Origin of the sequence: Chlamydia avium 10DC88, assembly GCF_000583875.1 — a bacterium.
Taxonomy (GTDB): Bacteria; Chlamydiota; Chlamydiia; order Chlamydiales; family Chlamydiaceae; genus Chlamydia; species Chlamydia avium.
In genome coordinates, this window is record NZ_CP006571.1 from 258,023 (window position 1) to 282,224 (window position 24,202).

Consider the following 24,202-nt stretch of genomic DNA (forward strand, 5'->3'; position numbering starts at 1 on the left):
TTTCCTTATTCAGTATCCTGAAAATACTACTAATCAATCTTTAGTACTTCAATAAATGCTGTGTTGGGGATAGAAACTTTGCCAAATTCCTTCATTCGTTTCTTTCCCTTCTTTTGTTTTTCCCATAACTTACGCTTTCTTGTAATGTCACCGCCATAACATTTAGCAGTTACATTTTTAGACAACGCTCGGATAGTCTCTCTAGCAATTACTTTTTTATTAATAGCTGCTTGAATGGGAATTTTAAATAACTGTTGAGGAATCACATCTACAAGTTTTTCACAAATATTTCTTCCCCGAGCTTCAGCCTTATCTTTATGCACAAGACAAGAAAATGCATCCACAGGCTCTTCATTAATTAAAATTTCTAATTTAATTATAGATCCTTTGCGGTAGTCTCCTAGACGGTAATCGAAAGATCCATAACCTTTGGTGACTGATTTTAATTTGTCATTAAAATCAGAAACAATCTCATTTAGAGGAAGATCATAGGAAAGAACCAAACGGTGTTGATCTAACATTTCTGTTTTTAAACATATCCCTCGCTTATCTAAGCATAAGGTCATGATACTACTTAAATATTCTTGAGGAGTAATAATATTAACGTGAACCCAAGGCTCTTCAAGATGTTCAATAGTTGCAGGATCAGGATAAGCTGTAGGATTATCTATAAATAGAGTCTTCCCATTTTTTAAGACAACTTTATAAATCACACTAGGCGCAGTAGCAATGATATCTAAATCAAATTCTCGTGTAATCCTTTCGAATATAATTTCTAAATGCAATAGACCAAGAAACCCACAGCGAAAACCAAATCCTAAAGAGTGACTGCTCTCTTGTTCTATTGTTAGAGCAGAGTCGTTAAGTTGTAAGCGACTTAAAGCATCTTTTAAAGTATCAAATTCTGAAGAATCAATTGGATAGATCCCAGCAAACACCACGGGGTTAATTTCTTTGAATCCTTCAAGAGGTGCTTTAGCAGGATGTTTTACTGTAGTTACAGTGTCACCAATTTTGACATCTTTAACTTTTTTTAGATTGGCAATAAAATATCCTACTTGACCCGCTTTTAAAGAACCTTCTATCAATGTTGCTTCAGGGAGAAAAGCTCCTACACCTAATACTTCAAAAGTAGAACCTTTAGTTGCCATAAAGGTAATGCGATCACCTTTTTTAATTTCTCCACTCATTACACGTACGTAGACCATAATCCCTACATAGGAGTCGTAGTGGGAGTCAAAAATTAAAGCTTTTAATTGGGATTCTTCAGGAGGTTGAGGAGGGGGGATAAGCTCTATAATTGCTTCAAGAATTTCTGATATTCCTTGACCGGTTTTTGCAGAACAACAGATGGCATTAGTAGTATCTAACCCTATGTAATCCTCAATTTGTTTACATGTACCTTCGGGATCAGCCGCAGGAAGATCGATTTTATTCAAAATAGGAATAATTTCTAAATTACGCTCTAAAGCTAAATAAACATTGGCTAAGCTTTGAGCTTGTACCCCTTGAGCAGCATCAACAATGAGCAGAGCTCCTTCACAAGCAGCTAAAGAACGCGATACCTCATATGAGAAATCTACGTGACCTGGAGTATCAATAAGATTAAGCTCATACATTTCTCCATTATACATATATGTCATTGTAACAGGATGAGCTTTGATAGTAATGCCACGTTCTCTTTCTAAGTCCATGGAGTCCAAAAGCTGGGCACGCATTTCTCTTTGTTCTACAGTGCTTGTTAGCTCAAGTAATCTGTCTGCGATTGTTGATTTTCCGTGATCAATATGAGCGATAATAGAAAAATTGCGGATATTTTCTAACTTATAGTTTTTCAAAGTATGACTTTCATTTTGAGGAATTACTCTGAAGAATATGTTAGACTGAGAATAGTTAGTTGTCAATCTACGAGCTATGCTTAGATGGGGTGTATTTTTTTGAATTTGTATATTCAAAAACCCCTAGTTGTAGTCTACAACTAGGGGCTTTTGAATCTATAAAGGCATCTTACTTAAAAAGTTTTAAGAAGACGCGTTTTCAGCAACAGGAGTTCCTTGAATTGAAGACTCTGTAGATTCTTCTGCAGTCTTAATAGCACTTGCAGAAGCTTCTCCAGCAGCTTCTTGTTCTTTTAGCGCTGATTGAATTAGGAAGAGCTTATTAAGCTTTGTAGCTGAAATTAACCATATGGAAATAATTACAAACAAAGCTATTGCTAAGTAAGGAGTCATAGCTCCAATGCTTCCACAAATAACTAAAAGCCCTTGTTGGATCAAAGATCCTCCAGATTTTCCAAAACGAGCAGCAACTACATCAATAGCTGCTTTCCCCTTAACTTTTTGTTCTTGGTCTAAGGGGATGTATGCCATTTCTTTAGTTGCATCAAATAATGCATACTTAGTGGATTTGGATAGAATGTTTTGGATTGCTCCTACGATAACAGCAAGCATCAATGGTGTTGTGCCTAATGCAGTCACAATTCCAAAAGCCTGATCTCTGAAAATAACTAAGGCAAAGAAAAGAATACCTGTAGCTAATACCATAACAGGAGTGACAAGAGCACCTGTTAGCCAACCAAACTTACGGATGACATTACCACCGATAAACAACATCACAAATACAGAGACTACTCCAGTCCAGAAAGAGAAGTTCCCCATGAATTGGCTGTATTCGTTAGCGTTGGGATATTGCATTTTTAATTGGCTTTTCCAGGTAACTTCTACTAAGTTAATGCAGATGCCGTAGCAGATAACTAAAAGAGCCAAGTATAGCATATAAGGAGATCTAGCAAGATAGGCAAAACTTTCTTTAATGCTCATCTTGGGTTTAGATTTTTTAGATTTGTTGGCTTCAGGAGTGTAGAATCTAGCATCAGTAAGAACATATTTGTTTATCCACCAATAGCATAGAACAATTACAGCACCTGAAAGTAGGACCATACCCATTAAAAGATAGAGGGAAAGGCCCCAAGGGTCTGTATTTGCTGCTGCACTTGCTCGAAGCTTAGAAGCCCAGATAATCGAACGGCCTGAGGCTAGAAGAGCAATATTTGCTCCAACTCCGAATAAAGCATAGAAACGCTTTGCTTCGCTAATTTTAGTGATCTCATTGGCAAATCCCCAGAACATTAAGGAAAGCATAACACTTCCCCAAAGCTCAGAAAGGACATAGAATGCTGCAAAAGTCCAGTTTCTTAGCATAGCAACACAACCTGTCAGACCCTGAGGTAAAATAGATTGTAGCTTATCAGCAAAGCTTGTTGGATGAAGAATATCGCGGAAAGGATAAATTAATGTGGGGAATAAGATAAAAAACAGTAGAAATGGAGTAATAACCGTGTAAAAGAGGGCCTGTTTACTTAAAATATTGCTTAGTTTTGCATAAATGAGCATAAAAACAACAGCGCACGGAACGACAAGCCAAAGTTTGATGAAAGGTATAGCCTCTGCACCAGATCCGGGAGCCGTTACGATAAGAGTATCCTTTGTATCGCGCAATATAGTGTAATTAAATGCAATACAGAAGAACATTAGGAACATAGGCAATACTTTCTTCAGCTCGTGTGCATGTATCGGCCAGAGAAAAGATCGCCATTTTCCAAAAGGTTTTTCCGCTGTTTGTGTCATATTTACCCTCTGAAATAGCTTGATTTATTTAAGTTTATTTACAAATTATTAACATTTTTTTCTTTTAAAAACAAAAAATTATGATTTTTGGCTTTATAGAGTATCAATTTTTTCTCTAATTGACAAGGAAAAAGGGGCTTAACAAAAACCCTATAGATAGAAAAAAAACTACTAGAAGCCAAAAATGGGCCTATTATGGGCCTATTATTAATTCTTTTAATTAAACAAAAGGCTGAGGTGAGTCCAAACTTGAAGAATTTGCCTTTACAGCCTCTACGTAGGCATTCCATAATTCAAAGCTAACTACCCCATTGCGAATAGAACGAATTAACTCTCGTTTTAAGGAAGGTAGAGGCTTTTTAGGGCTGAATCTTGCCAAAAGATCTTTATCACCTACCCGTCTCGCTAATTCTAATACACGTTCAATGTCAGTTTTTGTAAAGTTGATAAAGTCCCGACGTTTTTTTGATCCTCTAGGAGCTCTTGGTTTTGGATTGATCATTCTTGGTGAATCAGATTCTAGGATAAATGTTTTCAACATTTTTAAGAATTGTTCTGGAGACGCTGTTTTCATTTTTTTCAGTGTAAAGTGATGCATGTAGCCGCCACTTGGCCCAGGGAGATAGCGGCATAGGTCGTTTTCTTTACTTCCGCAAACCTTTTTAATGGCTTTTGAGATTAGTTTTTCCATTTCTTCGTTCGTGTTCGACTGCGCTACGACCATGAGACCCACCTCTATAACTTGCTAAATCTTTATTAAACTTAATCTATGCTTACTTTGTTAGAAGTAAAAATTTGGCTTACTTTCAAATTAATGTTTAGAACAATAAAATTAAAGTTCTGTTTATTTTAGGAAGATAATTTATGTTGAGTCCAGCTTTTTTTCGCAATAATATTTTCCGGAAAAGTATCACTTATGTTTCATAAATAAATTTAAAAGAAGCAATCGATAAGAAATCGAGGAGTTTTTACCGTAACATTCATTTTCTTCTAATTAAAAGGATTACCTCAATCATAACTTGGATTGCTCCTTATAAAATAAATCTGCTTTTTAAGAGAAAGAAGAAAATGTTCTTTTCTTTGTTTTTTCTGATAGAAATTCTAAATTAACGAGACTTTTATGCTCTTTTTATATAATCTTGAGTATTTCATTGCTGAGGGTTTAGTTGTAGCTTCTAGCTAATTTCCCCAATGGAGGTTTATGGCTTCATACCTATTTAAAAAAGTACAAAAAGCACTATGTTTAGTATTCATTTTTGTAATTACTGGATGTTCTCCCTCTCAAGTAGAAAATAGTCAGGGAGTTTATGTTCTGTCTACTAATCGTATGCTGCATGATTGTGTCTCTAAGATCGTTGGTAATAAAGTTGGTGCCCTAGTTCTTATTGATGGTTCAATTGATCCTCATACCTATGAAATGGTCAAAGGAGATGAAGATAAATTAGCTGTTAGCCGTTTGATTTTTTGTAATGGATTAGGTTTAGAAGGTACAGCAAGTTTACGTAAACATTTAGAAGGAAATCCCAAGGTTATAAACATAGGTTCTTTATTGCTAGAAAAGCATGCTTTCGTCCCATTAGAAGAAGATGGTGTTTATGACCCACATATTTGGTTAGATATTAGTATTTGGCGAGAGGGAGTTAAGGAGATAACTGAGGCGTTGATTCGGGAATTTCCTGAATGGAAAGAAGAGTTTACCGCCAATGCTTCAATTCTTTTAGACGAGATGCAAGCATTAGATGATTGGGCTGAACGATGCCTGTTGACTATTCCTGAAGAGTCTCGTTATTTAGTGTCAGGTCACAATGCTTTTAGTTATTTTACCCGTCGTTATCTAGCTAGTGATCAAGAGGTGAAAAATCATACTTGGGTTAAACGATGTATTTCACCAGAAGGAATATCTCCAGAAGCACAAATTAGTATTCGAGATATAATGTTAGTTGCGGAATACATTCAGGAACATAATGTACAGGTAGTTTTCCCCGAGGACACTTTAAATCAGGATGCATTAAAAAAAATCACTGCTTGTTTAAAGAAAGGGCACGAGATTCGTTTATCTAAAAATCCCTTATATAGTGACAATGTACAACAAGATTATTTTCATACATTTAAACATAATGTACGTACTATTGTCGAAGAATTAGGAGGAACTATTTTTGAATAAACATGATGATATAGCGTGGTCTGTCCATAATTTATGTGTAAATTATGATTATGCCGATGCTTTATGCCACGTTTCTTTTTCTTTAAAAAAAGGTGCTTTAGCCGCAGTTCTGGGACCTAATGGAGCTGGTAAAAGCACTTTGTTGAAAACTTCTTTGGGGTTAATACGACCTTCTTCGGGATCCACATTATTTTTTGGGAAGAAATTTAAAAAAGTTCACCAACGTGTTGCTTATATGCCACAACGAGCAAGTGTGGATTGGGATTTTCCTATGACTGTTTTAGATCTTGTTCTTATGGGTTGCTATAGTTACAAAGGAATGTGGGGAAGAATCACAGAGGATGATCGTCAGGAAGCTTATAAGATTTTAGAACGTGTTGGTTTATCTAATTTGCATGATAGACAGATAGGGAAGCTTTCGGGAGGACAACAGCAAAGAGCGTTTTTAGCTCGCTCTCTTATGCAAAAAGCAGATCTGTATTTAATGGATGAATTATTTTCAGCTATTGATATGGCCTCTTATCATACTGTAGTGGATGTATTACAAGAGTTAAAATCTTTAGGAAAGACCATAGTAGTTGTTCATCATAATCTTAGTCACGTACGTCAGCTTTTCGATCATATTATTTTATTAAACAAACATTTAATTTGTTGTGGCTCTGTGGAAGAGTGTCTAACTAATAAAAATATTTCTCAGGCATATGGTTGTGAACTTGATCTACTCGATTGTTCTCTAAAGCTTTCTAGAGAAAAACAGCAGGGGACTTGTTGATCAATGTTCGACTGTGTTTTTTTTAATTCAGTATTTTTATCTAGTTTTTTAGCTGTTACAATTATTTGCATGACCATCGCTCTCTGGGGGACTGTATTATTGGTTGGCAAACAACCATTATTAAGTGAGAGTTTATCTCATGCCTCTTATCCAGGGTTGCTTTTTGGTGCTTTATTAAGTACTAAAAAGAGTTTTCTTTCAGATTCTATTATTTTAATTATTATTTTTGGTTGCCTAGCAGCTATTCTGGGCTACGGGATGATCATATTTTTAGAAAAACAACTCAGAATGCATAAAGATGCTGCTCTATGCTTCATTCTTGTAGGTTTTTTTAGTTTAGGAGTTATTCTATCTAGCTATACGAAAGATTGTTGCCCGCAGCTTTATAATCGTATTCATGCTTATTTATATGGGCAAGCAGCCACTCTAGGTTACACAGAAGCAAAGTTAGCTACTTATGTTTTTCTGGTTTCTTTACTCTCCATATGGTGGTGGTATCGTCAAATTGTCGTTGTTTTATTTGATAAGGATTATGCTGTCACTTGTGGACTGGGCACTATGATTTCTGAGGCAATCATTTTAGTATTTATTTCTCTTGTGATTGTCAGTGGTGTACGTTCAGTTGGTATTGTATTGATATCTTCTATGTTTGTAGCTCCTCCCTTGGTTTCGCGCCAATTATCTGATCGTCTTTCTCATATCTTTGTACTTTCTTGTTTATTCGGGGGTATATGCGGAGCTTTAGGGAGCTATATTTCTGTAGCTATTAGCTTCAGTATTCCTGGTCGTTCTGGTTTAATTACCCTACCCACAGGACCCCTGATTGTTATTATCTCAGGGATACTGGTTTTTCTTAGTCTATTATTTTCTCCAAAATCTGGTTGGGTAATCCGTTTTATTCGTAGACAGAGATTTATTTTTTCCAAACATCAAGAACATTTATTAAAAGTGTTTTGGTATTTAAGAGAGGATCATCTTTTTGAGGTTGGGATCAGGGATTTTGTTTATTCTTATAAGTATCAAGAGTATTTTGGTCCTAAGCCTTTCCCTTGGTTTAGAGTCTGGTTGCTTAAGCGTCAAGGCTTTCTACAACGTGAAGGATATTATTGGAGCTTAACTGATAAGGGGAAGGCTGAAGCAGAAAGATTAGTTCGTTCTCATAGGCTTTGGGAGAGTTATCTTGTACATTCTTTAGATTTTAAAGAGGCGAAAGTTCACGAGTTTGCAGAAGAAATAGAGCATGTTTTAACAGAAGATTTAGATTCTACAATTACAGCTATGTTGGATAATCCTCATTATGATCCACATGATCGTGTAATCCCCAAAAAACAACAGAAGGAGGAATTATGATAAGTGCATTCTCTCCATATCATGGAGCCTCTTTTATGCAATTTTTTATCATTTTCTTCTCTAGGATATTTTCAGGAAAGGCTTTCCGTGGTCATTTGTTTATTGATGATATTCAGGTTTTAATTTTTTTAGCGATTGCTGTTTCTGGGGCTGTTGTAGGAAGTTTTTTAGTTCTAAAGAAAATGGCTATGTATGCCAATGCTGTTTCTCATACAGTTCTTTTAGGCTTAGTGAGCATTTGTTTATTTACTCATCAATTGAATCATTTATCTTTGGGATCATTAACTCTTGCTTCTGTTTTTACAGCTTTACTTACCGGTTTTTTAATTTACTTTATTAGAAATATTTTCCACGTTTCAGAAGAAGCAAGTACTGCTTTAGTTTTTTCTTTATTATTTGCAATAAGCCTACTCTCTTTAGTGTTTTTAACACGTAATGCTCACATAGGTACTGAGCTTGTCTTGGGGAATGCTGATTCATTGACTTCTAAAGATATTTTCCCCGTCTATATGGTTCTTTTAGTCAACTTAGTTATTATTTTCTTAAGTTTCCGTAGTTTTGTCTGTATCTCTTTTGATTCAGTATTCTCCTATTCTTTAGGGATTCCTGTTAAGGCTATTGATTATCTTATTATTTTACAGCTGTCAGCGAGTTTAGTAGGAGCATTTAAAGCTGTAGGCGTCCTCATGGCATTAGCTTTTTTATTAATACCAGGTTTAATTGCTAAAATTTTTGTATCTTCCGTACGTAGTATGTTAATTTGGTCTCTCTTGTTTGGGGGATGTACTGCTTTATTAGCTCCTGCGTGTTCTCGAGCAATCCTTACGTCTTATGGTGTTGGTTTATCGACTTCAGGACTAGCTGTTATCTTATTGATTGTGATGTATACACTCGTTGCATTGTTCCATCATGGGAAGAAAATCTTTTTTCAGAAATTCTTAATACGCAACTCGAACAGAATTGACAACTCTTAAATCTAAGGGTATGATTCTTGCTTTGTGTTATTAAGGTTAGTTAGATATTTGAAACACTTAGCAATCTTTGGGTCTACAGGAAGTATTGGAAGGCAAACTTTATCAATTGTTCGTTCTTTTCCAGATGCATTTAAAGTGGTAGCACTTGCTGCTTATGGCAATAATAAGGACATCTTTTTTGATCAGATTCGAGAATTTTCTCCTTCTATAATTTCTGTATATGACCAGCAACTATATTATGAAATTCTTCAAGAATTCCCTAGAGCCCAAGTATTTCTTGGTGAAGAGGGCCTAATAGCTGCAGCAACTGCTCAGGAATTAGATACTGTGGTTGCAGCATCTTCGGGAATTGCTGCCTTGTCTGCAATTATAGAGGCTATTAAAGCAGGGAAAGTTTTAGCTTTAGCGAATAAAGAGGTTCTAGTTTCTGCCGGAGAAATAATTACAGGAATTATTCGACAATATCAAACAAAAGTTCTACCAATAGATAGTGAGCACAACGCCCTATACCAATGTTTAGAGGGTCGAGACCCTAGTGAAGTTAGAAAATTAATTTTAACTGCATCAGGAGGACCATTATTTCGTAAATCTAAAAAAGAATTGGCTCATGTAACTCTTCAAGATGTTTTAAATCATCCCATATGGAACATGGGAGAAAAAATTACAGTAGATTCTTCAACTTTGATTAATAAAGGATTAGAAATCATTGAGGCTTATTGGCTATTTGGATTAGAAAATACAGAGATAGATGCTATAATTCATCCTCAAAGTTTAATTCATGGTATGGTAGAATTCACCGATGGTACGGTACTTTCTGTAATGAATCCTCCAAGTATGCTTTTCCCCATACAACATGTATTAACAGCACCAAAACGCTATTCTTCTCCTTGCCCGGGTATGGATTTTTCTAAGAGTCACGCATTAGAATTTTTCCCAATAGATGAGGAAAAATTTCCTAGTATTCGTTTAGCCCGTCAAGTTTTAAGTGATAGAGGGTCCTCTGGAGCCTTTTTTAATGCTGCTAATGAGGTGTTGGTTTATAGATTTTTAAGAGGAGAAATTGCTTGGTGCGATATTCTGAATAAATTATCCAAGCTTATGGAAAACTATAAAGCTTTTGCGTGCTCTTCATTAGAAGATATCTTAGAAATTGATAAGGAAGCTAGAGTTTTTGCTCAGGAGATATAACCTGGTAGACATATGACAATAATATATTTTATTCTTGCAGCCCTTGCTTTAGGGGTTTTGGTATTGATCCATGAGTTAGGCCATTTACTAGCAGCTAAGTGTGTTGGTATGGCTGTCGAGAGTTTTAGTATTGGTTTTGGCCCTGCTTTGTATAAAAAAAGATTGGGGACATAGAATACCGCATAGGCATTTTCCCTTTTGGGGGGTATGTCCGTATTAAGGGAATGGATAAAAAAGAAAAAGGTTTATCTACTAGCCAAGACTCTGTGTACGATATTCCTCAGGGTTTTTTTAGCAAGTCTCCTTGGAAACGAATTTTTGTTCTTGCTGCAGGTCCGTTAGCAAATATTTTATTAGCATTTATTGTGTTTGGAGCTCTATATGTTTGCGGTGGAAGGACTAAAGCATATTCAGAATATTCAAGTATTGTAGGTTGGGCTCATCCTCTTCTAAAAGAAAAAGGATTAAAAGGTAGGAGACGAAATTCTTACTTGTAATAATAAGCGATATTCCTCTGATAAAGATGGAGTAACCGCAGCTTTATTAGACGGCTACTTATCTTTACAGGGAATGCACCCGTCTTATTTATCTAATGATATAGCTAGCTTTTTTACCTTGGATACAGAATTTAACGTCAATAAATTAGGTATTCCTCTTGTTGGAGCTAGTTATTTATTATATCGGCACCAAGAACAAATTACGAACCATTCTCCTATGGCGAATGTTGGTATGCGCGCAGGAGATCGCTTGGTATGGATGGATGGGGAGTTGTTATTTTCTCCCATACAGATCTCTCAGCTTCTCGAGGAAGCTTATGCTTTTCTAAAAGTGTTACGTGATGATCAAGAATTGTTTGTCCGTGTCCCTAGGGTAAGAGCTAGCACTTTATACTTATCACCTTACATCAGAAATGAACTTATCGATAATCAGTATGAAGCTGGTATTAAAGGTAAATGGTCTTCTCTATATACCATCCCTTATATAGTAAATAGCTATGGCTATATAGAAGGAGAGTTGCACCCTGTAGATCCAGAATCTCCTTTCCCTAATATGGAGAAAAAATTGGAACTAGGGGATCGTATTTTATCTGTAGATAGCATACCTGTAAGTAGCAGTATAGATATTCTTCGCTTACTTCAGGATCATAAGGTATCTATAATTGTCCAAAATATGACTCCGGAACAGTTAGAAGAGGTAGATTCTTCTATTGCTAATCAACGTTTCTTAGAGTCTTACAATGCAAATGATCTTATGAATATCATTCAATCTATAGGAAGTGGTCATGAAGTAAGACAATCAGGACAGTATCGTTTACTACCTCCTATCCAACCAAAGCCCTGGATTAGTATTTATTCTGATAAACTTTTACATCATCGTCGTGAGATAGCAAAGAAATTAAAAAATCAAAAACAACGTCGCTATTATTTAGATAGAATAGAGAAGGAAAAGCAACGTTTGTCTTTAGGAATTCCTCTAGAAGATGCTGTTGTAAGGTATAATCCTCGTCCTACTGTTTTAATGTGGGCTATTATTAAGGACAGTCTTCGAACAATTAAAGCCTTGATTTTTGGTCGTCTGCATCCTCAATGGTTATCAGGACCTGTGGGTATTGTTCATATGCTACATAAGGGGTGGTCATTAGGATTATCTGAGGCTTTATTTTGGATAGGGCTAGTGAGTGTCAATTTATCGGTCTTAAATCTTCTCCCTATTCCTATTTTAGATGGTGGCTACATTGTCTTGTGCCTTTGGGAAATAGTTACACGTCGTCGCTTGAATATGCAACTTGTTGAGAAAATGTTAATTCCTTTTTCTTTGCTACTAATTATTTTCTTTATTTTCTTAACTTTTCAGGATGTGTTTCGTTTTTTTGTAGCGAGTTAGTTTTCCAATTTTTAGGAAAACCATAAAGATTATAAGGATGCGAACCAAAGCAGTGGATCACATAGATATCCTTATTTTGGTTCGTATTTAGTCTGGAGTTTTTTTGTTTTTCTTCTTTAACTTTTTGTTCTAAATCTTTAGGTTCTGCTTGAATAGCATGAGTTTTACTTCCATGTTTTAAGAATTCCCTCATCAGGAACAAGGATTTCCTATTAGTAATGATATATGTATGGTTTGTATTAATTATATAGGCTTCATGAGGAGTATCTAAACAAGTTTCTATAGTACATACTTTCCCATCATTTTCGTATTCTAAATGAAATGGAATGAATTTACTTCGTTTATTGCCACTTAGGATAAGAACATCAACAGTGGGGGGGATTTTTGCAATATTTAGCATTTTCGTAGGACAGTACGTTAGTAACTGTCTTCCGAGTTTTCCTCCAAAGACAAACTGTACAATAGCTAGAGATCTATAACGTCTTGCTAGTGTAGATCCTGCATTAGGTGGTGCCATGAGAATAGCTTTTCCATGTTTTGCTTCTTGAGGACAATCTGGTCTGGATAAGGCAACTCGAACAATGACTCCTCCTATAGAGTGAGTAACAAAGTTTATTGGTACCCCTGGTTTTAACTCGGCAATTTTTTTAATTAATCGTATTAAATGCTCGGCATGTTTTTCTAATGTAAATTTTCTTGTTTCATAGTTCCATATAAATATGTCGTAATTTTCTTTTTCTAAGAGATTTCCGATAGGCTTTAGAGATCTATAGGATCTTAGGAAAGCATGAACACATATTACGGATTCCTTTTGTTGCGATGTTTCTTTAATTCCATCAATTCCTGAGGGAAGTGTTTGAATTATAGAAGTATCTGCAACAATTGAAGGACCTGATATTAGAAATAATAAAATTAATAATAATTTCTTCATTTTCACACCGATATAATTATTTTAATAAGTTTATTATTAAAATCTACCAAGTTGAATTAACTTAATTAAAATTAATTAATATGCAATTAATTAAAGATGGCTTTTATTTAATATATGGATAAGAAAGCACTTGTGCTTGATGAATATGAAGAGATTGATTGTTAGTGATTAATGGGTGTTTTAGAAGAGTTGTTGATGTTATAAACGTTTGACTTAGAGTGGGTGCTAGATCTAATAATTGTGAAATGCGATGGTCATCTAATCCTGAATGAATATCGTCCATGCAGAATAGAGGGCAGGTGCGATAACTATCTCGAATATAGAGACATTCTGCAAGTCTAAGAATAGCAAGTAGAGTGTGTTTTTGACCTTCACTAGAAAATTGTGATGCAGATAAGTTGTTTAACATGAGAGTAAAATCCTCACGATGAGGACCTACAGAGGTATTTCCCAAGTCTAGATCGCGAGTTAGTGATGCTGATAGTTGTTTATGAAGTTCCTTAGCCAGAGTTTCTTGAGAGATATTTTCCTGTTTAATTAATGAGCTTTTGAATTTTATCTTTAGATGCTCTTCTAGAGTATTACTCCACAATGTTTGAAGAGATTCATTGAGTTTATTACAGCAGGAATAACGACGGAGTGTAAGATAAGCTCCTGAATTAGCAAGTTGTTCATCCCAAACAGATAATGTAGAAATGTTTTTAGTTTTTAAGAGAGTATTTCTTTGTAGTAGTGCTCGATGATAATAAGAAAGTGTATGTTTATAGTGGCTATCACATTGGGATAATAAGAGATTTAGAAATAATCTTCTTTCTGAAGGTGTTCCAGAAATGAGCATCGAGTCTTTATAAGAGAACAATACAATGGGTATAATTCCTATTAATTGGGAAAGTGTTTTCATAGGGGATTGGTCATAGATAATTTTTTTCCCCTGTTTGTCAACATATATGGATAGTGAATGGGTTATCTCTTCATGGTCAAATGTCATCTCTAAAAAGAAATAGGAAGCCCCAAGAGAAATAGCTTCAATTAGATGGGGAGTTCTGAATGATCTTCCGAGAGCTAATATATAAATAGCCTCTAAGATATTAGTTTTCCCTTGGGCATTTTCTCCAAAAATATAGTTTATTCCTGGGGCAAAAGTAATCTCAGTATCTTTATAATTTCTAAAATTCTTAAGACAGAGAGAGTGGATCTTCATTAATCATCATGCAATCGCATAGGCATAATAACAAATAAACTACGAGTAGAATCCGTAATAATTCCTGGATTATAAGAATCCGAAATTCCTAGATTAACGAGTTCATCTTTACTGTGTTTTAAAATATCTAAAAAGAAAAAGGGATTGAAGGCTATTTCTAGAAGTTCTCCAGAGTAATTAACTGCCATACTTACTTTTCCTTCTCCAACTTTTGTACAATTTGCTGTTAGAGTCAGTTCCCCAGGAGTAAAGGTAAACTTTACAGAATGTGAAGATTCATTAGTAAATAGGGCCACCTGTTTTAATAGAGAAATGAGTTCTTCACGATGGAGGTCAAGTTGAACACTACTTTCTGTGGAAATTACTGGGGTAAAGTCTGGGAAATCTCCAGAAAGTAATTTTGTAATGAGCAGGGTATTACCACATTCTACAGCAATTTTAGATTGGTCTAAGAATACAGTAGCTTCAGTATCTTCGGAGCAAATTTTGATAATTTCTTCGACAGCTTTAATAGGAATAATATAGTCTCCCGTAAAGGATTTATCCAAAGAGATTTCCGTATCTATTTTTGCTAGACGCTTTCCATCAGTTCCTACTACGGTAATAATGCCATTGGCAATTGTAAATAAAACTCCAGTAAGGATGTAGCGACTTTCTTCTCGGGAAACGGCAAAGGAAGTGCGTTGTAACATTTCCTTCAGTTGTTCTGTGGATAATGTGAATCGTATAGAATTTTGGATGTCTGGAAGCATGGGAAAGTCTTCTTTCCCCATGCTTAGTAGGCGGAAGCAGGAGGATCCTGATATAATTTTTGCCATTTCTCCTGTGGAAGCTGAAATTTCAAGATTAGCTTCTGTTAACTCCTTTACGAGTTGAAAAAAATCTCTTTGAGGGAAGAGAAATTGCTCCCGATTCGTAGACTTTTGCTTGAGCTACACAGCGTGTGCTGACTGTTAGATCTGTAGCTGTAAATACAAGTTCATCGTTACACGTTTCTATAAGTACATGTGTAAGCACAGGAATAGGCGTATTCTGAGGAACTACGCTTTGGATTTTTTTGATAAGATTTCCTAATTCATTTTTGGAGACGACAAATTTCATATTTTCCTCAGTATAAGTCACTAGATGTAATCTTTTGCCCTAGAGGCTATAGTCGGTGACCTAGGTACAGCAGGATATTACTATAAAGAGATTTTCTGGTCTTCTAGATATTTAATAGTTGAGCTAGAGAGACTATGTTCTAAGTATTAAGAAAGAAAAAACGATTTTTGTTATACTTGTCTTCGAGTTGCTTAGATAAGGAAAGTGATGTTAGGTAAGGAAATTATTTCTAATCGTAAAGCCTTACATAATTATGAAGTTTTAGAAACTCTAAATGCTGGAATCCTACTCACAGGGACAGAAATTAAATCTTTGAGAAATCATGGAGGGAATCTCAATGATTCCTATGTTACCATTTCTAAAGGAGAAGCATGGTTAGTCAATTCTAGCATCGCTCCCTACCGCTTTGGTAATATTTATAATCATGAAGAACGAAGAAAACGCAAGTTACTTCTTCATAAATATGAGATCCGTAAGTTGGAAGGGAAGATAGCTCAAAAAGGGATATCTGTGATTCCTTTGAGTATGTTTATTTCTCGGGGTTATGTAAAGATTCGTCTGGGTTGTTGTCGTGGGAAGAAACTTCATGATAAACGTCAGGCTATTATTACAAGAGAGAAACAAAGAGAGGCTCAGGCAGCTTTCAAGCGTTATCGTTGATATATACTAGGAGATTTTTTTCTTTAGCCCAGGCTAGAGCCTCTGTTTTATTAGGGAAGGTCATCAGCACAGTTGCCATGGCATCCGCAAAAGCACAATCTGGGTGAATAACCGTAGCCGATAGAATGGGATAGTCTTGTATGTCTAAGGGTTTCCCTGTGTAGGGATCAAGGATATGTGTATAAGTTTTCCCATCAATAGTCCATTTTTGGTAATAGTTCCCACTTGTAGCTATGGCTTGATCTTGGATTTCTACGATTTCTAACATTGATGAAGAGGCGATTCTCCAAGGTCGTCCTGAGGGGTGATGTCCTGAAGTTTTAATTTCTCCTCCCCATTCTACATAGCTATTGGGGCAGAAGTGTTTGCAAATGGTGAGGAGATTATCAACAGCAAATCCTTTAACAACGCCACAGAAATCTAATTCTACTTGGCAGGTTTTTTTTGTGATTGTTCCATGAGTAAAGTCAATGATAATTTGTTTCCATCCGGATTGTTCATAATAACGTCTCCATGTTTCTTCATCTGGAAGGGAATGGTGTTTAAGATGAGTAATCCAGAAAGTTTTTAATTTCCCTAAGGTAGGATCAAATCTTCCTTCAGATATGTCGTATAGATGTTGTATTTGTTTTAGGAATTCTAAAAGTTCTTGAGAAATAGGAGTAGCAACTTGAGAGGGTGCTCGATTCACTTTTGAAAGTTCTGATGAAGGATTCCAATTGTTATATATAGTATCTATTTTATGGAATGCGGCATGAATTTCTTGTTTGAAACTTTCTTTTTCTGCAGACGTTAAAGTTTTTCCTAGAACAATACGGTAGGGAATAGTCATGCTTTCTCCTTCGAAAGTAGTACTTATATGTTTCGGAGAACAGCCCTGAATATTCCAGGTAATGAAAATTATCCAGAGAATTTTTGGTAACTTTCCCATGTGTTGTTCATTAGTATAGCGATAGTAATTGGTTCTATCCCATCAGGAAATTGGAGAGATTTCCCGGCATCTTGTCACAGCAGTGTTACATTCGAAATCTCCCAAGGGAGTATACTTAGTATTATTATCTACTTCAATGTAAGATAGTCCGGGATCGATCACCGCAGTATGTGGGGATAACATATGTCCTTTTACAAATAAAGGAATTCCGAGAGCTGAAACAATAATGTCTGTGGTTTGTAAAATTTTTGTAAGAGTTTTCGAAAGATCAGGGAATATAGAAACTGTTGTTGGGGGAAAGTATTTTTGCATAAGCCTTACGGCTCAGGGTTTACCGATTAAAGTCTTCCAATAATTGTTACGTGGCTATTTTGAAAAGAGATGTCATAGTAATTAAGTAGCTCGATAATTGCTCCAGGAACACAGGGAATACAAGTGTTTAGTTGTCCTGTAAGTAGCTTCCCCGTATGCGTAGGATGAAGGCATTCAATATCTTTTCCGAGGAAATTTCTTGAATAATCGATTTATTGTTGATATGGCTAAGAATACGATCTGCGATTGGTTTTCCTTTTAATAACATAAGAGCTTCTTTAGTAAAGTTGTGATTTTGAGGATACTTCGTGTAATCATTGAAGGAAGGATGTAAGTAATTATACTATAAATAAACCCCACTACTACAGTATGTTTGGCGTCGGATACTAGTGAGGCAAGGCTCCAGGTCATCGTGTAATTGAAAAATGCTAGTGTTGGATAAGAAAGATAGACAAAGATTACAGAGTAGATGCTTGTAATTATAGGGAGGGAAAGCCATTTTTCTTTAAGAAAGATTTTATGGGTTTTGTAAAGAATAGCACTAGTAATTACGTACAAAAATGCATGGACGCCAAAAATATAAGAGGATGCGGTGTCGCAAAATATACCGAGGATTAAGGCATGTACTAATACTTTTTCTTTGGATAACTTATAAAAGCTGGCTACTAAATAGGGAGCAAAGAAAATAGGCTTGAAATCAGGATAAAGCTGGGGGAAAAGAAAGAAATTGAATATAGATAAATATAAACACTGTAGAGATAGGAACTTATCCATGAAGTATTTTTGTGTTCCGTAGATTTATTCGAATTTCATAGCAAGATTAGAGATTATTCGCTTCTTTTTTTTTAATTATCTTTTTATTAATTATATCTTTATTTTTCTCTTCTTAACTATCTCTATTTTAGATTTTTGCTGTTTTTATTTTATTTTGTTTTTTAAATTAATTATTTTTTAATTAAAATTAACTTTTAGGCTTTTTAAAAGGTTAATTTTTATGAGCAATGAGACAAAGAAGAAAAGAAACAAGAGAGATTTGTCTCGAGTAATTCAGAAAAAGACAGAACAGTTTTTCAATAAACCTAAAAATTTGAAGAGAAAAAAGTCTAAGTTCCTTATTTCTAAAGATCAAAAGAATCTTCATCAACGTGCTCAAGAGTATGATGAGTTAGTGCGTTCTCTGTTGGATAAGCAGATCCCCGATCTAAATCGTATCTTGATTTTTAATTATCAAGATGGGTTTGTTTTTACAGATATGCAGGATTTTGGAAAATATAGTGTAAAGCTTTAAAGAAGAACGTCAAGAGATAAAAAACATGCAAAACAGGACAAACCTGGAATAAGTTGAGGGTGGCCTGGGCTAATTAACTGTGCTTCAGAAGCTGCGGCAATATTAAGATCTCCAAAATTTTAATATTGTCGGTCAGTTTGGCCGTGTGCCTGTCTGTAGCAATAGCGATGCACTTTCTTGCATCTACTCGCTCAATTCCCTCCTTCTTATATTTGAAGTTTTTTTCGCAAGGTGGTGACCACCTTGCGTTTTTTTTTATATATCTAAGTTCTTTTTTTTAATTAATTATTTTTTTGTTTTAAAATTAAAAGTGTAAAAACAACTGATTTTTAATTTTAAGAATAAATTATGGCAGTTTCTGGAAGCGGTAATATTTCCCCATCAGGTCCTAATAACTGGGATCCCTCAATTCATGAGAATACACCAGAGTCTACAGAAGGGACTAAAGGATTAGTGTTTTCTGATTCTCGGGCTAATTCTACAGATAGACAGGAAGCTGTTGTTATGTCTGGGACTACAGCGACATATGAAACTGAGAAGACAATTAATGAAGGAAAATACAAAAAAACTCAGGAAAAAGCTTCCACATCAACAAAATCACGATTACGGTCAAAATTTTCCAGGGTGAGTGCAAGTATCCAAGGATTTCTCTCTGGATTTGGAACTAGAGCTTCTCGAGTATCTGCCCGCATTGCTGAGGCTAATGGGGAAGGCAGATCTATGCTTCCAAGTTCCATGGATATGGTTGGGAGTAAAAACAATCGTATTTCTCCTGAAATGCGAGGGTTTTACTTAGACGCCTCAGGATTAGGAGAGAGTTCATCAGACATTTCTAGGTTGTCTATAGATTCTCTACAATCGACTTCTCTATCTACTACTGAGTTATTATCTTCAGTAGATGAGAAGATAAGTGCTTCTACTGCTTCTTCCATTTCTTCTTTTGGTTCTGTTCAAACAGCAAGAGAGGTTAATTCTCTTACTGTAGAATCTTGGACACGAAGTCGTCTAGGTGGAGAAATGATAAGTTCTCTTCTAGATCCTAATGTAGAAACTTCTTCTCTATTACGTAGGGCTTCAGTTGTTAGTAATGAAGGTATGATCGATCTATCAGATTTAGGTCAGGAGAATCTAAGTACAAGCATGAGTAGTAGCAGCTCTTCAAGGAATACTAAGATTATTTCTACAGGAGAGGATGCTGGGAAAGTAGAATCGGTAGACGTAGATAGCTCGGGTATGGTGCAGCAATCTATAAAGGAAAATGAGAAAAAGGAACTTCAGGAGGATATTTTAAAAGAACAACTGGCTTTAGCGGGAATGATGGCTAGCTTGCTGACTTCAGGAGAAAGCTCTAGTGTTTATGTCCCTGTTGATCCTGCTGTATCGAGTTCAGGAACCAGTTTCCCTGCTCCTAAGATTTCAGGAACTATTAAGAAATTTTACGATAAAAAAACTCATCTTCCTCCAGGTATTGAGAATGTGAAGTCGCAAACAAATTTTTCTTCTGATAACACATTCTCTCGAATGGATAGTTCTGCATTACTAGGTGCTCGTAGTGAGAGTGCTTATCGTTTCCCTAAGGATTCTGGACTACAGGAAGGAGAAATTTTTAATAATTCTGAAGAGGGTGCTACATCTTTTGTAGATGACACGGGAGATCGTGTTTTTGATCCTGTTCCTGATAGAAGTTCTTTCCAAAAATATGATTCTTCTGCAACTTCTACTGAATTTAGTGCGATAAGTTCTGCTTATTTATTCCCGGCAGATAGAGGGATGTCGTTACTTTCTCCGACTCCTATTTCTGTTGATGATTATAAGAGGGAGCTTTCTTATCATAAAGGTCCGGGAGGACCTCCGGACCCTCTAATTTATCAGTATCGTAACGTTTCTGTAGACCCACCACTTATACTACGATCTCCTCAACCGTTTTCTTCGTCATCACGAATATCGGTACAAGGAAAACCAGAAGCTGCTTCTGTTCATGATGATGGAGGGGGGTTTTCTGGAAATGGAGGATTCTCAGATCAAGAGAAGGAACAGGGGGGTAATAGGAACTTACCTAAAACTAGAAAGAGCGGTTCTAATTTAAAATCTAGAGATTAGCATGCGTATTTTACCTTTTGATCCTTATGGGGCTATTCCTCCGCAGAAAATACAACAGGATAGCAAACATCATAATCAAATGACACTTCATGAAAAGATTACTGATGAGATTGCTAAAAATGAAGCTATACGTTTAGCTTTACTTGCTATTTCTGATCAAGAACAGGATAGGCAGAGACGTCAACACCGTTTTAAAATGCTAAATAAGAAACAAGCGCGGGTTTTACTTTCTCAGTTACGTAATTTGAATTTAGATTTTGAGTTCTTGACAAATCCTAAATCAGGAAGAAATCATCGGGATCAACAGAATGAAAAAAATGTGTCTTTCAAAATTGCTAAAGGGAGAAAAACCTTTAAAATAGATACCTCTGCAGCTAAAGCTATTGCTAATGCTGCAGAGGCGTGGGTTATTGCAAGAAATAGAGGAGTGCTGGATATGGCTTCTCTATTGTTTGAGAGTAAAGATGATGAAGTTTAAGCAACGCGTTTTTCTTCGGTGAGAGGAAGTGCTTGCTCTTTTATAGGATATACAACAGCACATTGATTTTCTAAGTCTTTCCAAATAGTGTTCAGTTTTTTTAGTTGTTTAGTCGTTAGGTTATCTAAAATCAAAATATCTTCAGAATTTAAGTTAAACCCAGCTTCGGACCAATTTGCTGATCCTGTAATTAATACACGGTTATCGATGATGGCAAACTTGTGATGCAATCGGTGGCGAGTAACTTTAGCTTGTAATGTCAGTGAGGAATTTTTTAGTGCTTCGATTTGACGAATAGCGAGTTTTTTAAAATCCTTATCCACAAGAATCTGTACATTTACTCCACGTTTTTGGGCGGCATTCAATTCTAGAAAAATAGGAGGATAGGTTAACGCGAACATAGCAACGCGTATTGTTTTTTTTGCTGTTTTCAATGTCTGTAAGATTGTAGATAGTGCTTGTCTTTGATCTCCGGGAAGGGAGAAGTATTGTGCATTTTGTTTATGAATCTTAAATTCTCCAGAAGATTCTTTTTTAATATGCTGGCATAGCTCACTACTTTTTAAGCCAATGATTAAATTACTATCTTGGATTAGGGAGGGGTGAGTGTAATTTGCAGATCCTAGCCAGGCATAGGTATTATCAATAGCAAGAGCTTTTTGATGCATAAGTTTCCTAACTTTAGCAGGATGCTCTACGAGAGTTACTTTGGAAGTATGAGGGAAGTCAGTAACACCTGTCATTTTTTCATAATGAATGGTTACTGGAAGATTTGCCTTGGCTTGATTTGCAAAACTAGTGTAGATTTCAGGAGATGTAAGACGATAAATACGTAGAAATATATCATATTTAGCAGAATCTATGGCATCACAAAGGACTTTTAGAGGTTCATCATTACATTGTTTACTGTAGATAACAGGTTCTGATGAAGAAAGAAATGTCTGAAAGGTATCTGCAGGGGGAGATTTTAGAAAGATCCCCAGGATGAATAATGATCCCGCTGTTACAGCAATTTTTATACGTGCATAAGCTTTATTTTTCATGGTGTAAATTAAAATAGAGTTTATTATTTTTTTTCTTTTTAGAAGCGTTTTTTTAAAATAAACCCAATTACTTATCTAGTAAATTTCAATTAGTGTTTTGGGAAATATTCATTCCAACGTTGAGAAACCTTATTTACAGTATTTTCGTCAGGTATAACTTCTTTTGGATAATGAGGTTTCATTAATGAATTTAGAATTATGGGGAGGGTATAGTTTGGATGGTGATGGATAACTTGGGTGAAATGTGAGTAGATATCCGTTGCAGGGGATGATCTAGTGAAAGTTTTCCATATAAAATCTTTATGACTTGATAATGTAGACTCAAGATCCTCTGTTAGGATGACTAAAGGCCAGGAGGCCAGAGAAGGATTTTGTAACAATTTCTCGGGGGATGTTTGTAATGAGGTTTCAAGAACAAGACATCCGGGGCAAAAAACCCCGATATCAGTTACCTGGGGTAGGGATCTCCCTTTATAGCTGGGAAAAAGGTCTCGAATTTGTTGGCCAGTTCCCATAAGGATAGCTTTTGATCCTTTGTTGAGAGAAGGACCTGTATAATCTAAAGTATCATTCGAAGTTTCCGATAGAATAATGAGATCACGATGGGGCAGAATTCTTGCTAATAGTGTTTCTAGAAAGATAGGAAAATCATTGAGATCGACAACTTGATCAGTGATCATGAGGAATTTTGTTAGAGATAGTTGCCCTTCTCCAAGGATTCTCAGTGCTGTTGCTAGGGATTCTTTCCAGTAGCGTTCTTTAACAACTGCAGCTGTTAACGCATGAAAACCTGCTTCTCCATAGCTTTTTAATTTTTGGACTCCTGGCATGACCAAAGGAAATAGGGGAGAGAGATATTCTTGAAGCTTATTACCCAAATAGAAGTCTTCTTGATAGGGTTTCCCAACGACAGTTGCTGGGTAAATCGCATCTTTCCGATGATAAATTTGTTTGCATTGAAAAATAGGGAAATCATGCTGTAGGCTATAATACCCAAAATGATCTCCAAAAGGCCCCTCAGGATGACGTTGATGAGGGACTCCCTCTCCTATAAGAATAAATTCAGAATCATAGATCAGAGGATGTTTTGTGAGAGGATTTCTTCGGTAGGATAATTTTTTCCCTTGTAAAAATGTGCAGAAAAGAAGTTCAGAAACGTTTTCTGGAAGGGGAGCAATTGCAGAGAGGATAAGAAACGGATTCCCAGATAGAAATACCGTAACAGGGAGCGGATGATTTCTTTGTTCAGCTTCATAAAAATGCATTCCCCCGCCCTTATGAATTTGAAAATGCAAACCTAAGGTTTGATTATCAAACCTTTGCATACGATACATGCCTAAATTAGGAATTTTAGAGATAGGGGACTCTGTATAGACAAGGGGAAGAGTAAGAAAGGCTCCTCCGTCTTCGGGCCAACAAGTCAGCATGGGCAAACGGTTCAAATCTACGGAAGACATCTTTTTGTAAGGAAATTTTGAAAAATATGACCGACGTAATCCTAAAGATAAACAGCGAGATAAAAGTTTAAGGTGATTCCATGGTTGAGAAAATTTCGGAAAAGAGGAAAAGAGCTGAATAACTTGAGATATCAAATTATCAGGAACAGTAGAAAATATTAAATCTACCCGTTTTTGTGTTCCAAAAAGATTAGTTAATACGGGAAAAGAACATCCTCGAACACGATGAAATAAAAGAGCTGGGCCTTGGTTTTGAATAACGCGACGATGAATTTCTGCAATCTCTAAATAAGGATCTACAGGAGAAAAAACATCAATAAGATCGTTTTGAGACCTTAAAAGGGAAATAAGACACCTTAATGAAGACACGACTTTTCCCTTTTATTAAGATATGATTAAAAGCTTTTATTTTTAGATCTAACGATTGCTTTTTCTAAACCAAGTTTATCAATAAGACGCAGGGCAGAAGTAGAAATTGTAAGTTTAAGAAACCGATTTTGTTCTACAGACCATAGCTTTTTTGTCACCATGTTAGGGAAAAAACGTCTTTTAGTTTTCCCCGTAACTTTTAGACCGATTCCTTTTTTCTTCTTAGCAATACCTCGCATGGTATAACTGTTGCCGCAACGAGGTCGTTTCCCTGTAAGTGGACACTTTCTTGACATGATTCCTCTATTATTAACTTTACTGTTATCGAAAGAGTAAGAAACACACGATTCAAAGGTTCCATGTTAGACGTTTT

20 protein-coding genes and 2 pseudogenes are annotated in these 24,202 nt (G+C 35.8%); 10 read left to right on the forward strand and 12 right to left on the reverse strand.

What is annotated here, in order from left to right; all coding sequences use genetic code 11:
• Positions 1–29: 29 nt before the first annotated feature.
• From lepA to ddbA, 3 genes are all read right to left on the reverse strand, one after another.
• Positions 30–1,838 carry a translation elongation factor 4 gene (lepA, locus tag RT28_RS01125; protein WP_038501262.1) on the reverse strand — a complete coding sequence of 603 codons (1,809 nt, stop codon included), beginning with the start codon at positions 1,836–1,838 and terminating at the stop codon, positions 30–32.
• A gap of 183 nt (positions 1,839–2,021) precedes the next feature.
• Positions 2,022–3,626, reverse strand: coding sequence for an NTP/NDP exchange transporter Npt1 (gene npt1 / locus RT28_RS01130; RefSeq protein ID WP_020356125.1), 1,605 nt, complete (start codon positions 3,624–3,626; stop codon positions 2,022–2,024).
• Positions 3,627–3,846: 220 nt separating this feature from the next.
• The gene (gene ddbA, locus RT28_RS01135) at positions 3,847–4,350 is read right to left on the reverse strand and encodes a DNA binding protein DdbA (protein ID WP_020356129.1); all 504 of its coding nucleotides are present in this window, start codon (positions 4,348–4,350) and stop codon (positions 3,847–3,849) included.
• A 477-nt stretch (positions 4,351–4,827) separates the two neighbouring features.
• Here ddbA and RT28_RS01140 point away from each other — a divergent pair, with 477 nt between their 5' ends.
• From RT28_RS01140 to RT28_RS01165, 6 genes and pseudogenes are all read left to right on the forward strand, one after another.
• Positions 4,828–5,790, forward strand: coding sequence for a metal ABC transporter solute-binding protein, Zn/Mn family (locus tag RT28_RS01140; protein ID WP_038500278.1), 963 nt, complete (start codon positions 4,828–4,830; stop codon positions 5,788–5,790).
• The gene (locus RT28_RS01145) at positions 5,783–6,562 is read left to right on the forward strand and encodes a metal ABC transporter ATP-binding protein (protein ID WP_020359243.1); all 780 of its coding nucleotides are present in this window, start codon (positions 5,783–5,785) and stop codon (positions 6,560–6,562) included. Before RT28_RS01140 ends, RT28_RS01145 begins: the two co-directional genes overlap by 8 nt.
• Positions 6,563–6,565: 3 nt before the next feature.
• Positions 6,566–7,912, forward strand: coding sequence for a metal ABC transporter permease (locus RT28_RS01150; RefSeq protein ID WP_038500281.1), 1,347 nt, complete (start codon positions 6,566–6,568; stop codon positions 7,910–7,912).
• Complete coding sequence (locus tag RT28_RS01155; RefSeq protein WP_020356135.1) at positions 7,909–8,886, forward strand: metal ABC transporter permease; 978 nt, start codon at positions 7,909–7,911, stop codon at positions 8,884–8,886. Before RT28_RS01150 ends, RT28_RS01155 begins: the two co-directional genes overlap by 4 nt.
• A gap of 48 nt (positions 8,887–8,934) precedes the next feature.
• The gene (gene dxr, locus RT28_RS01160) at positions 8,935–10,074 is read left to right on the forward strand and encodes a 1-deoxy-D-xylulose-5-phosphate reductoisomerase (RefSeq protein ID WP_020356136.1); all 1,140 of its coding nucleotides are present in this window, start codon (positions 8,935–8,937) and stop codon (positions 10,072–10,074) included.
• A gap of 12 nt (positions 10,075–10,086) precedes the next feature.
• Positions 10,087–11,958, forward strand: a pseudogene (locus RT28_RS01165) (site-2 protease family protein).
• Here RT28_RS01165 and RT28_RS01170 read toward each other — a convergent pair.
• The 3 genes and pseudogenes from RT28_RS01170 to dnaN all read right to left on the reverse strand — a co-directional run bounded on the left by RT28_RS01170 (position 11,909) and on the right by dnaN (position 15,191).
• Complete coding sequence (locus RT28_RS01170; protein WP_020356138.1) at positions 11,909–12,889, reverse strand: esterase/lipase family protein; 981 nt, start codon at positions 12,887–12,889, stop codon at positions 11,909–11,911. The pseudogene RT28_RS01165 and the gene RT28_RS01170 overlap by 50 nt on opposite strands.
• A 103-nt stretch (positions 12,890–12,992) precedes the next feature.
• Positions 12,993–14,090, reverse strand: a complete 1,098-nt coding sequence (gene recF / locus RT28_RS01175; RefSeq protein WP_038500285.1) for a DNA replication/repair protein RecF — start codon at positions 14,088–14,090, stop codon at positions 12,993–12,995.
• Positions 14,090–15,191, reverse strand: a pseudogene (gene dnaN / locus RT28_RS01180) (DNA polymerase III subunit beta). Before dnaN ends, recF begins: the two are co-directional and overlap by 1 nt.
• Positions 15,192–15,398: 207 nt before the next feature.
• Between dnaN and smpB the strand changes: the two are divergent.
• Complete coding sequence (gene smpB, locus RT28_RS01185) at positions 15,399–15,851, forward strand: SsrA-binding protein SmpB (protein WP_038500289.1); 453 nt, start codon at positions 15,399–15,401, stop codon at positions 15,849–15,851.
• On the opposite strand, the gene RT28_RS01190 is transcribed toward smpB, so the two are convergent.
• The 3 genes from RT28_RS01190 to mreD form a co-directional block, all read right to left on the reverse strand.
• Positions 15,835–16,782: an FAD:protein FMN transferase gene (locus RT28_RS01190; RefSeq protein WP_020359246.1), complete on the reverse strand. Its 948-nt coding sequence runs from the start codon at positions 16,780–16,782 to the stop codon at positions 15,835–15,837. The two genes, smpB and RT28_RS01190, sit on opposite strands and share 17 nt — an antisense overlap.
• A gap of 42 nt (positions 16,783–16,824) precedes the next feature.
• Positions 16,825–17,094, reverse strand: a complete 270-nt coding sequence (locus tag RT28_RS01195; RefSeq protein WP_038500292.1) for a hypothetical protein — start codon at positions 17,092–17,094, stop codon at positions 16,825–16,827.
• A gap of 258 nt (positions 17,095–17,352) precedes the next feature.
• Positions 17,353–17,868 (reverse strand): rod shape-determining protein MreD, encoded by a 516-nt coding sequence (gene mreD, locus RT28_RS01205; RefSeq protein WP_038500295.1) that lies wholly within the window; start codon positions 17,866–17,868, stop codon positions 17,353–17,355.
• Positions 17,869–18,088: 220 nt separating this feature from the next.
• Between mreD and ltuB the strand changes: the two genes are divergently transcribed.
• The 3 genes from ltuB (at position 18,089) to RT28_RS01220 (ending at position 20,960) form a co-directional block, all read left to right on the forward strand.
• Positions 18,089–18,382, forward strand: a complete 294-nt coding sequence (gene ltuB, locus RT28_RS01210; protein ID WP_020356146.1) for a late transcription unit protein LtuB — start codon at positions 18,089–18,091, stop codon at positions 18,380–18,382.
• Positions 18,383–18,730: 348 nt separating this feature from the next.
• Positions 18,731–20,482 carry a hypothetical protein gene (locus RT28_RS01215; RefSeq protein ID WP_038500298.1) on the forward strand — a complete coding sequence of 584 codons (1,752 nt, stop codon included), beginning with the start codon at positions 18,731–18,733 and terminating at the stop codon, positions 20,480–20,482.
• 1 nt (position 20,483) lies between these two features.
• Positions 20,484–20,960 carry a hypothetical protein gene (locus RT28_RS01220; protein WP_020356148.1) on the forward strand — a complete coding sequence of 159 codons (477 nt, stop codon included), beginning with the start codon at positions 20,484–20,486 and terminating at the stop codon, positions 20,958–20,960.
• On the opposite strand, the gene RT28_RS01225 is transcribed toward RT28_RS01220, so the two are convergent.
• The 3 genes from RT28_RS01225 to rpmB all read right to left on the reverse strand — a co-directional run bounded on the left by RT28_RS01225 (position 20,957) and on the right by rpmB (position 24,125).
• The gene (locus tag RT28_RS01225; protein ID WP_038500302.1) at positions 20,957–22,003 is read right to left on the reverse strand and encodes a phospholipase D-like domain-containing protein; all 1,047 of its coding nucleotides are present in this window, start codon (positions 22,001–22,003) and stop codon (positions 20,957–20,959) included. The two genes, RT28_RS01220 and RT28_RS01225, sit on opposite strands and share 4 nt — an antisense overlap.
• Positions 22,004–22,092: 89 nt before the next feature.
• Complete coding sequence (locus RT28_RS01230) at positions 22,093–23,829, reverse strand: menaquinone biosynthesis decarboxylase (protein ID WP_038500305.1); 1,737 nt, start codon at positions 23,827–23,829, stop codon at positions 22,093–22,095.
• 26 nt (positions 23,830–23,855) lie between these two features.
• Positions 23,856–24,125, reverse strand: coding sequence for a 50S ribosomal protein L28 (gene rpmB / locus RT28_RS01235; RefSeq protein ID WP_035392705.1), 270 nt, complete (start codon positions 24,123–24,125; stop codon positions 23,856–23,858).
• Positions 24,126–24,202 lie beyond the last annotated feature (77 nt).

Bases quoted from the DNA above. Each gene is read 5' to 3' on its own strand.
- RT28_RS01140 (WP_038500278.1), top strand. From the start codon at position 4,828: ATGGCTTCATACCTATTTAAAAAAGTACAAAAAGCACTATGTTTAGTA.
- RT28_RS01195 (WP_038500292.1), bottom strand. From the start codon at position 17,094: ATGCAAAAATACTTTCCCCCAACAACAGTTTCTATATTCCCTGATCTT.
- RT28_RS01155 (WP_020356135.1), top strand. From the start codon at position 7,909: ATGATAAGTGCATTCTCTCCATATCATGGAGCCTCTTTTATGCAATTT.
- RT28_RS01225 (WP_038500302.1), bottom strand. From the start codon at position 22,003: ATGAAAAATAAAGCTTATGCACGTATAAAAATTGCTGTAACAGCGGGA.
- recF (WP_038500285.1), bottom strand. From the start codon at position 14,090: ATGAAGATCCACTCTCTCTGTCTTAAGAATTTTAGAAATTATAAAGAT.
- smpB (WP_038500289.1), top strand. From the start codon at position 15,399: ATGTTAGGTAAGGAAATTATTTCTAATCGTAAAGCCTTACATAATTAT.
- rpmB (WP_035392705.1), bottom strand. From the start codon at position 24,125: ATGTCAAGAAAGTGTCCACTTACAGGGAAACGACCTCGTTGCGGCAAC.
- RT28_RS01150 (WP_038500281.1), top strand. From the start codon at position 6,566: ATGTTCGACTGTGTTTTTTTTAATTCAGTATTTTTATCTAGTTTTTTA.
- RT28_RS01215 (WP_038500298.1), top strand. From the start codon at position 18,731: ATGGCAGTTTCTGGAAGCGGTAATATTTCCCCATCAGGTCCTAATAAC.
- ltuB (WP_020356146.1), top strand. From the start codon at position 18,089: ATGAGCAATGAGACAAAGAAGAAAAGAAACAAGAGAGATTTGTCTCGA.
- RT28_RS01220 (WP_020356148.1), top strand. From the start codon at position 20,484: ATGCGTATTTTACCTTTTGATCCTTATGGGGCTATTCCTCCGCAGAAA.
- RT28_RS01170 (WP_020356138.1), bottom strand. From the start codon at position 12,889: ATGAAGAAATTATTATTAATTTTATTATTTCTAATATCAGGTCCTTCA.
- mreD (WP_038500295.1), bottom strand. From the start codon at position 17,868: ATGGATAAGTTCCTATCTCTACAGTGTTTATATTTATCTATATTCAAT.
- npt1 (WP_020356125.1), bottom strand. From the start codon at position 3,626: ATGACACAAACAGCGGAAAAACCTTTTGGAAAATGGCGATCTTTTCTC.
- RT28_RS01190 (WP_020359246.1), bottom strand. From the start codon at position 16,782: ATGGGAAAGTTACCAAAAATTCTCTGGATAATTTTCATTACCTGGAAT.
- ddbA (WP_020356129.1), bottom strand. From the start codon at position 4,350: ATGGTCGTAGCGCAGTCGAACACGAACGAAGAAATGGAAAAACTAATC.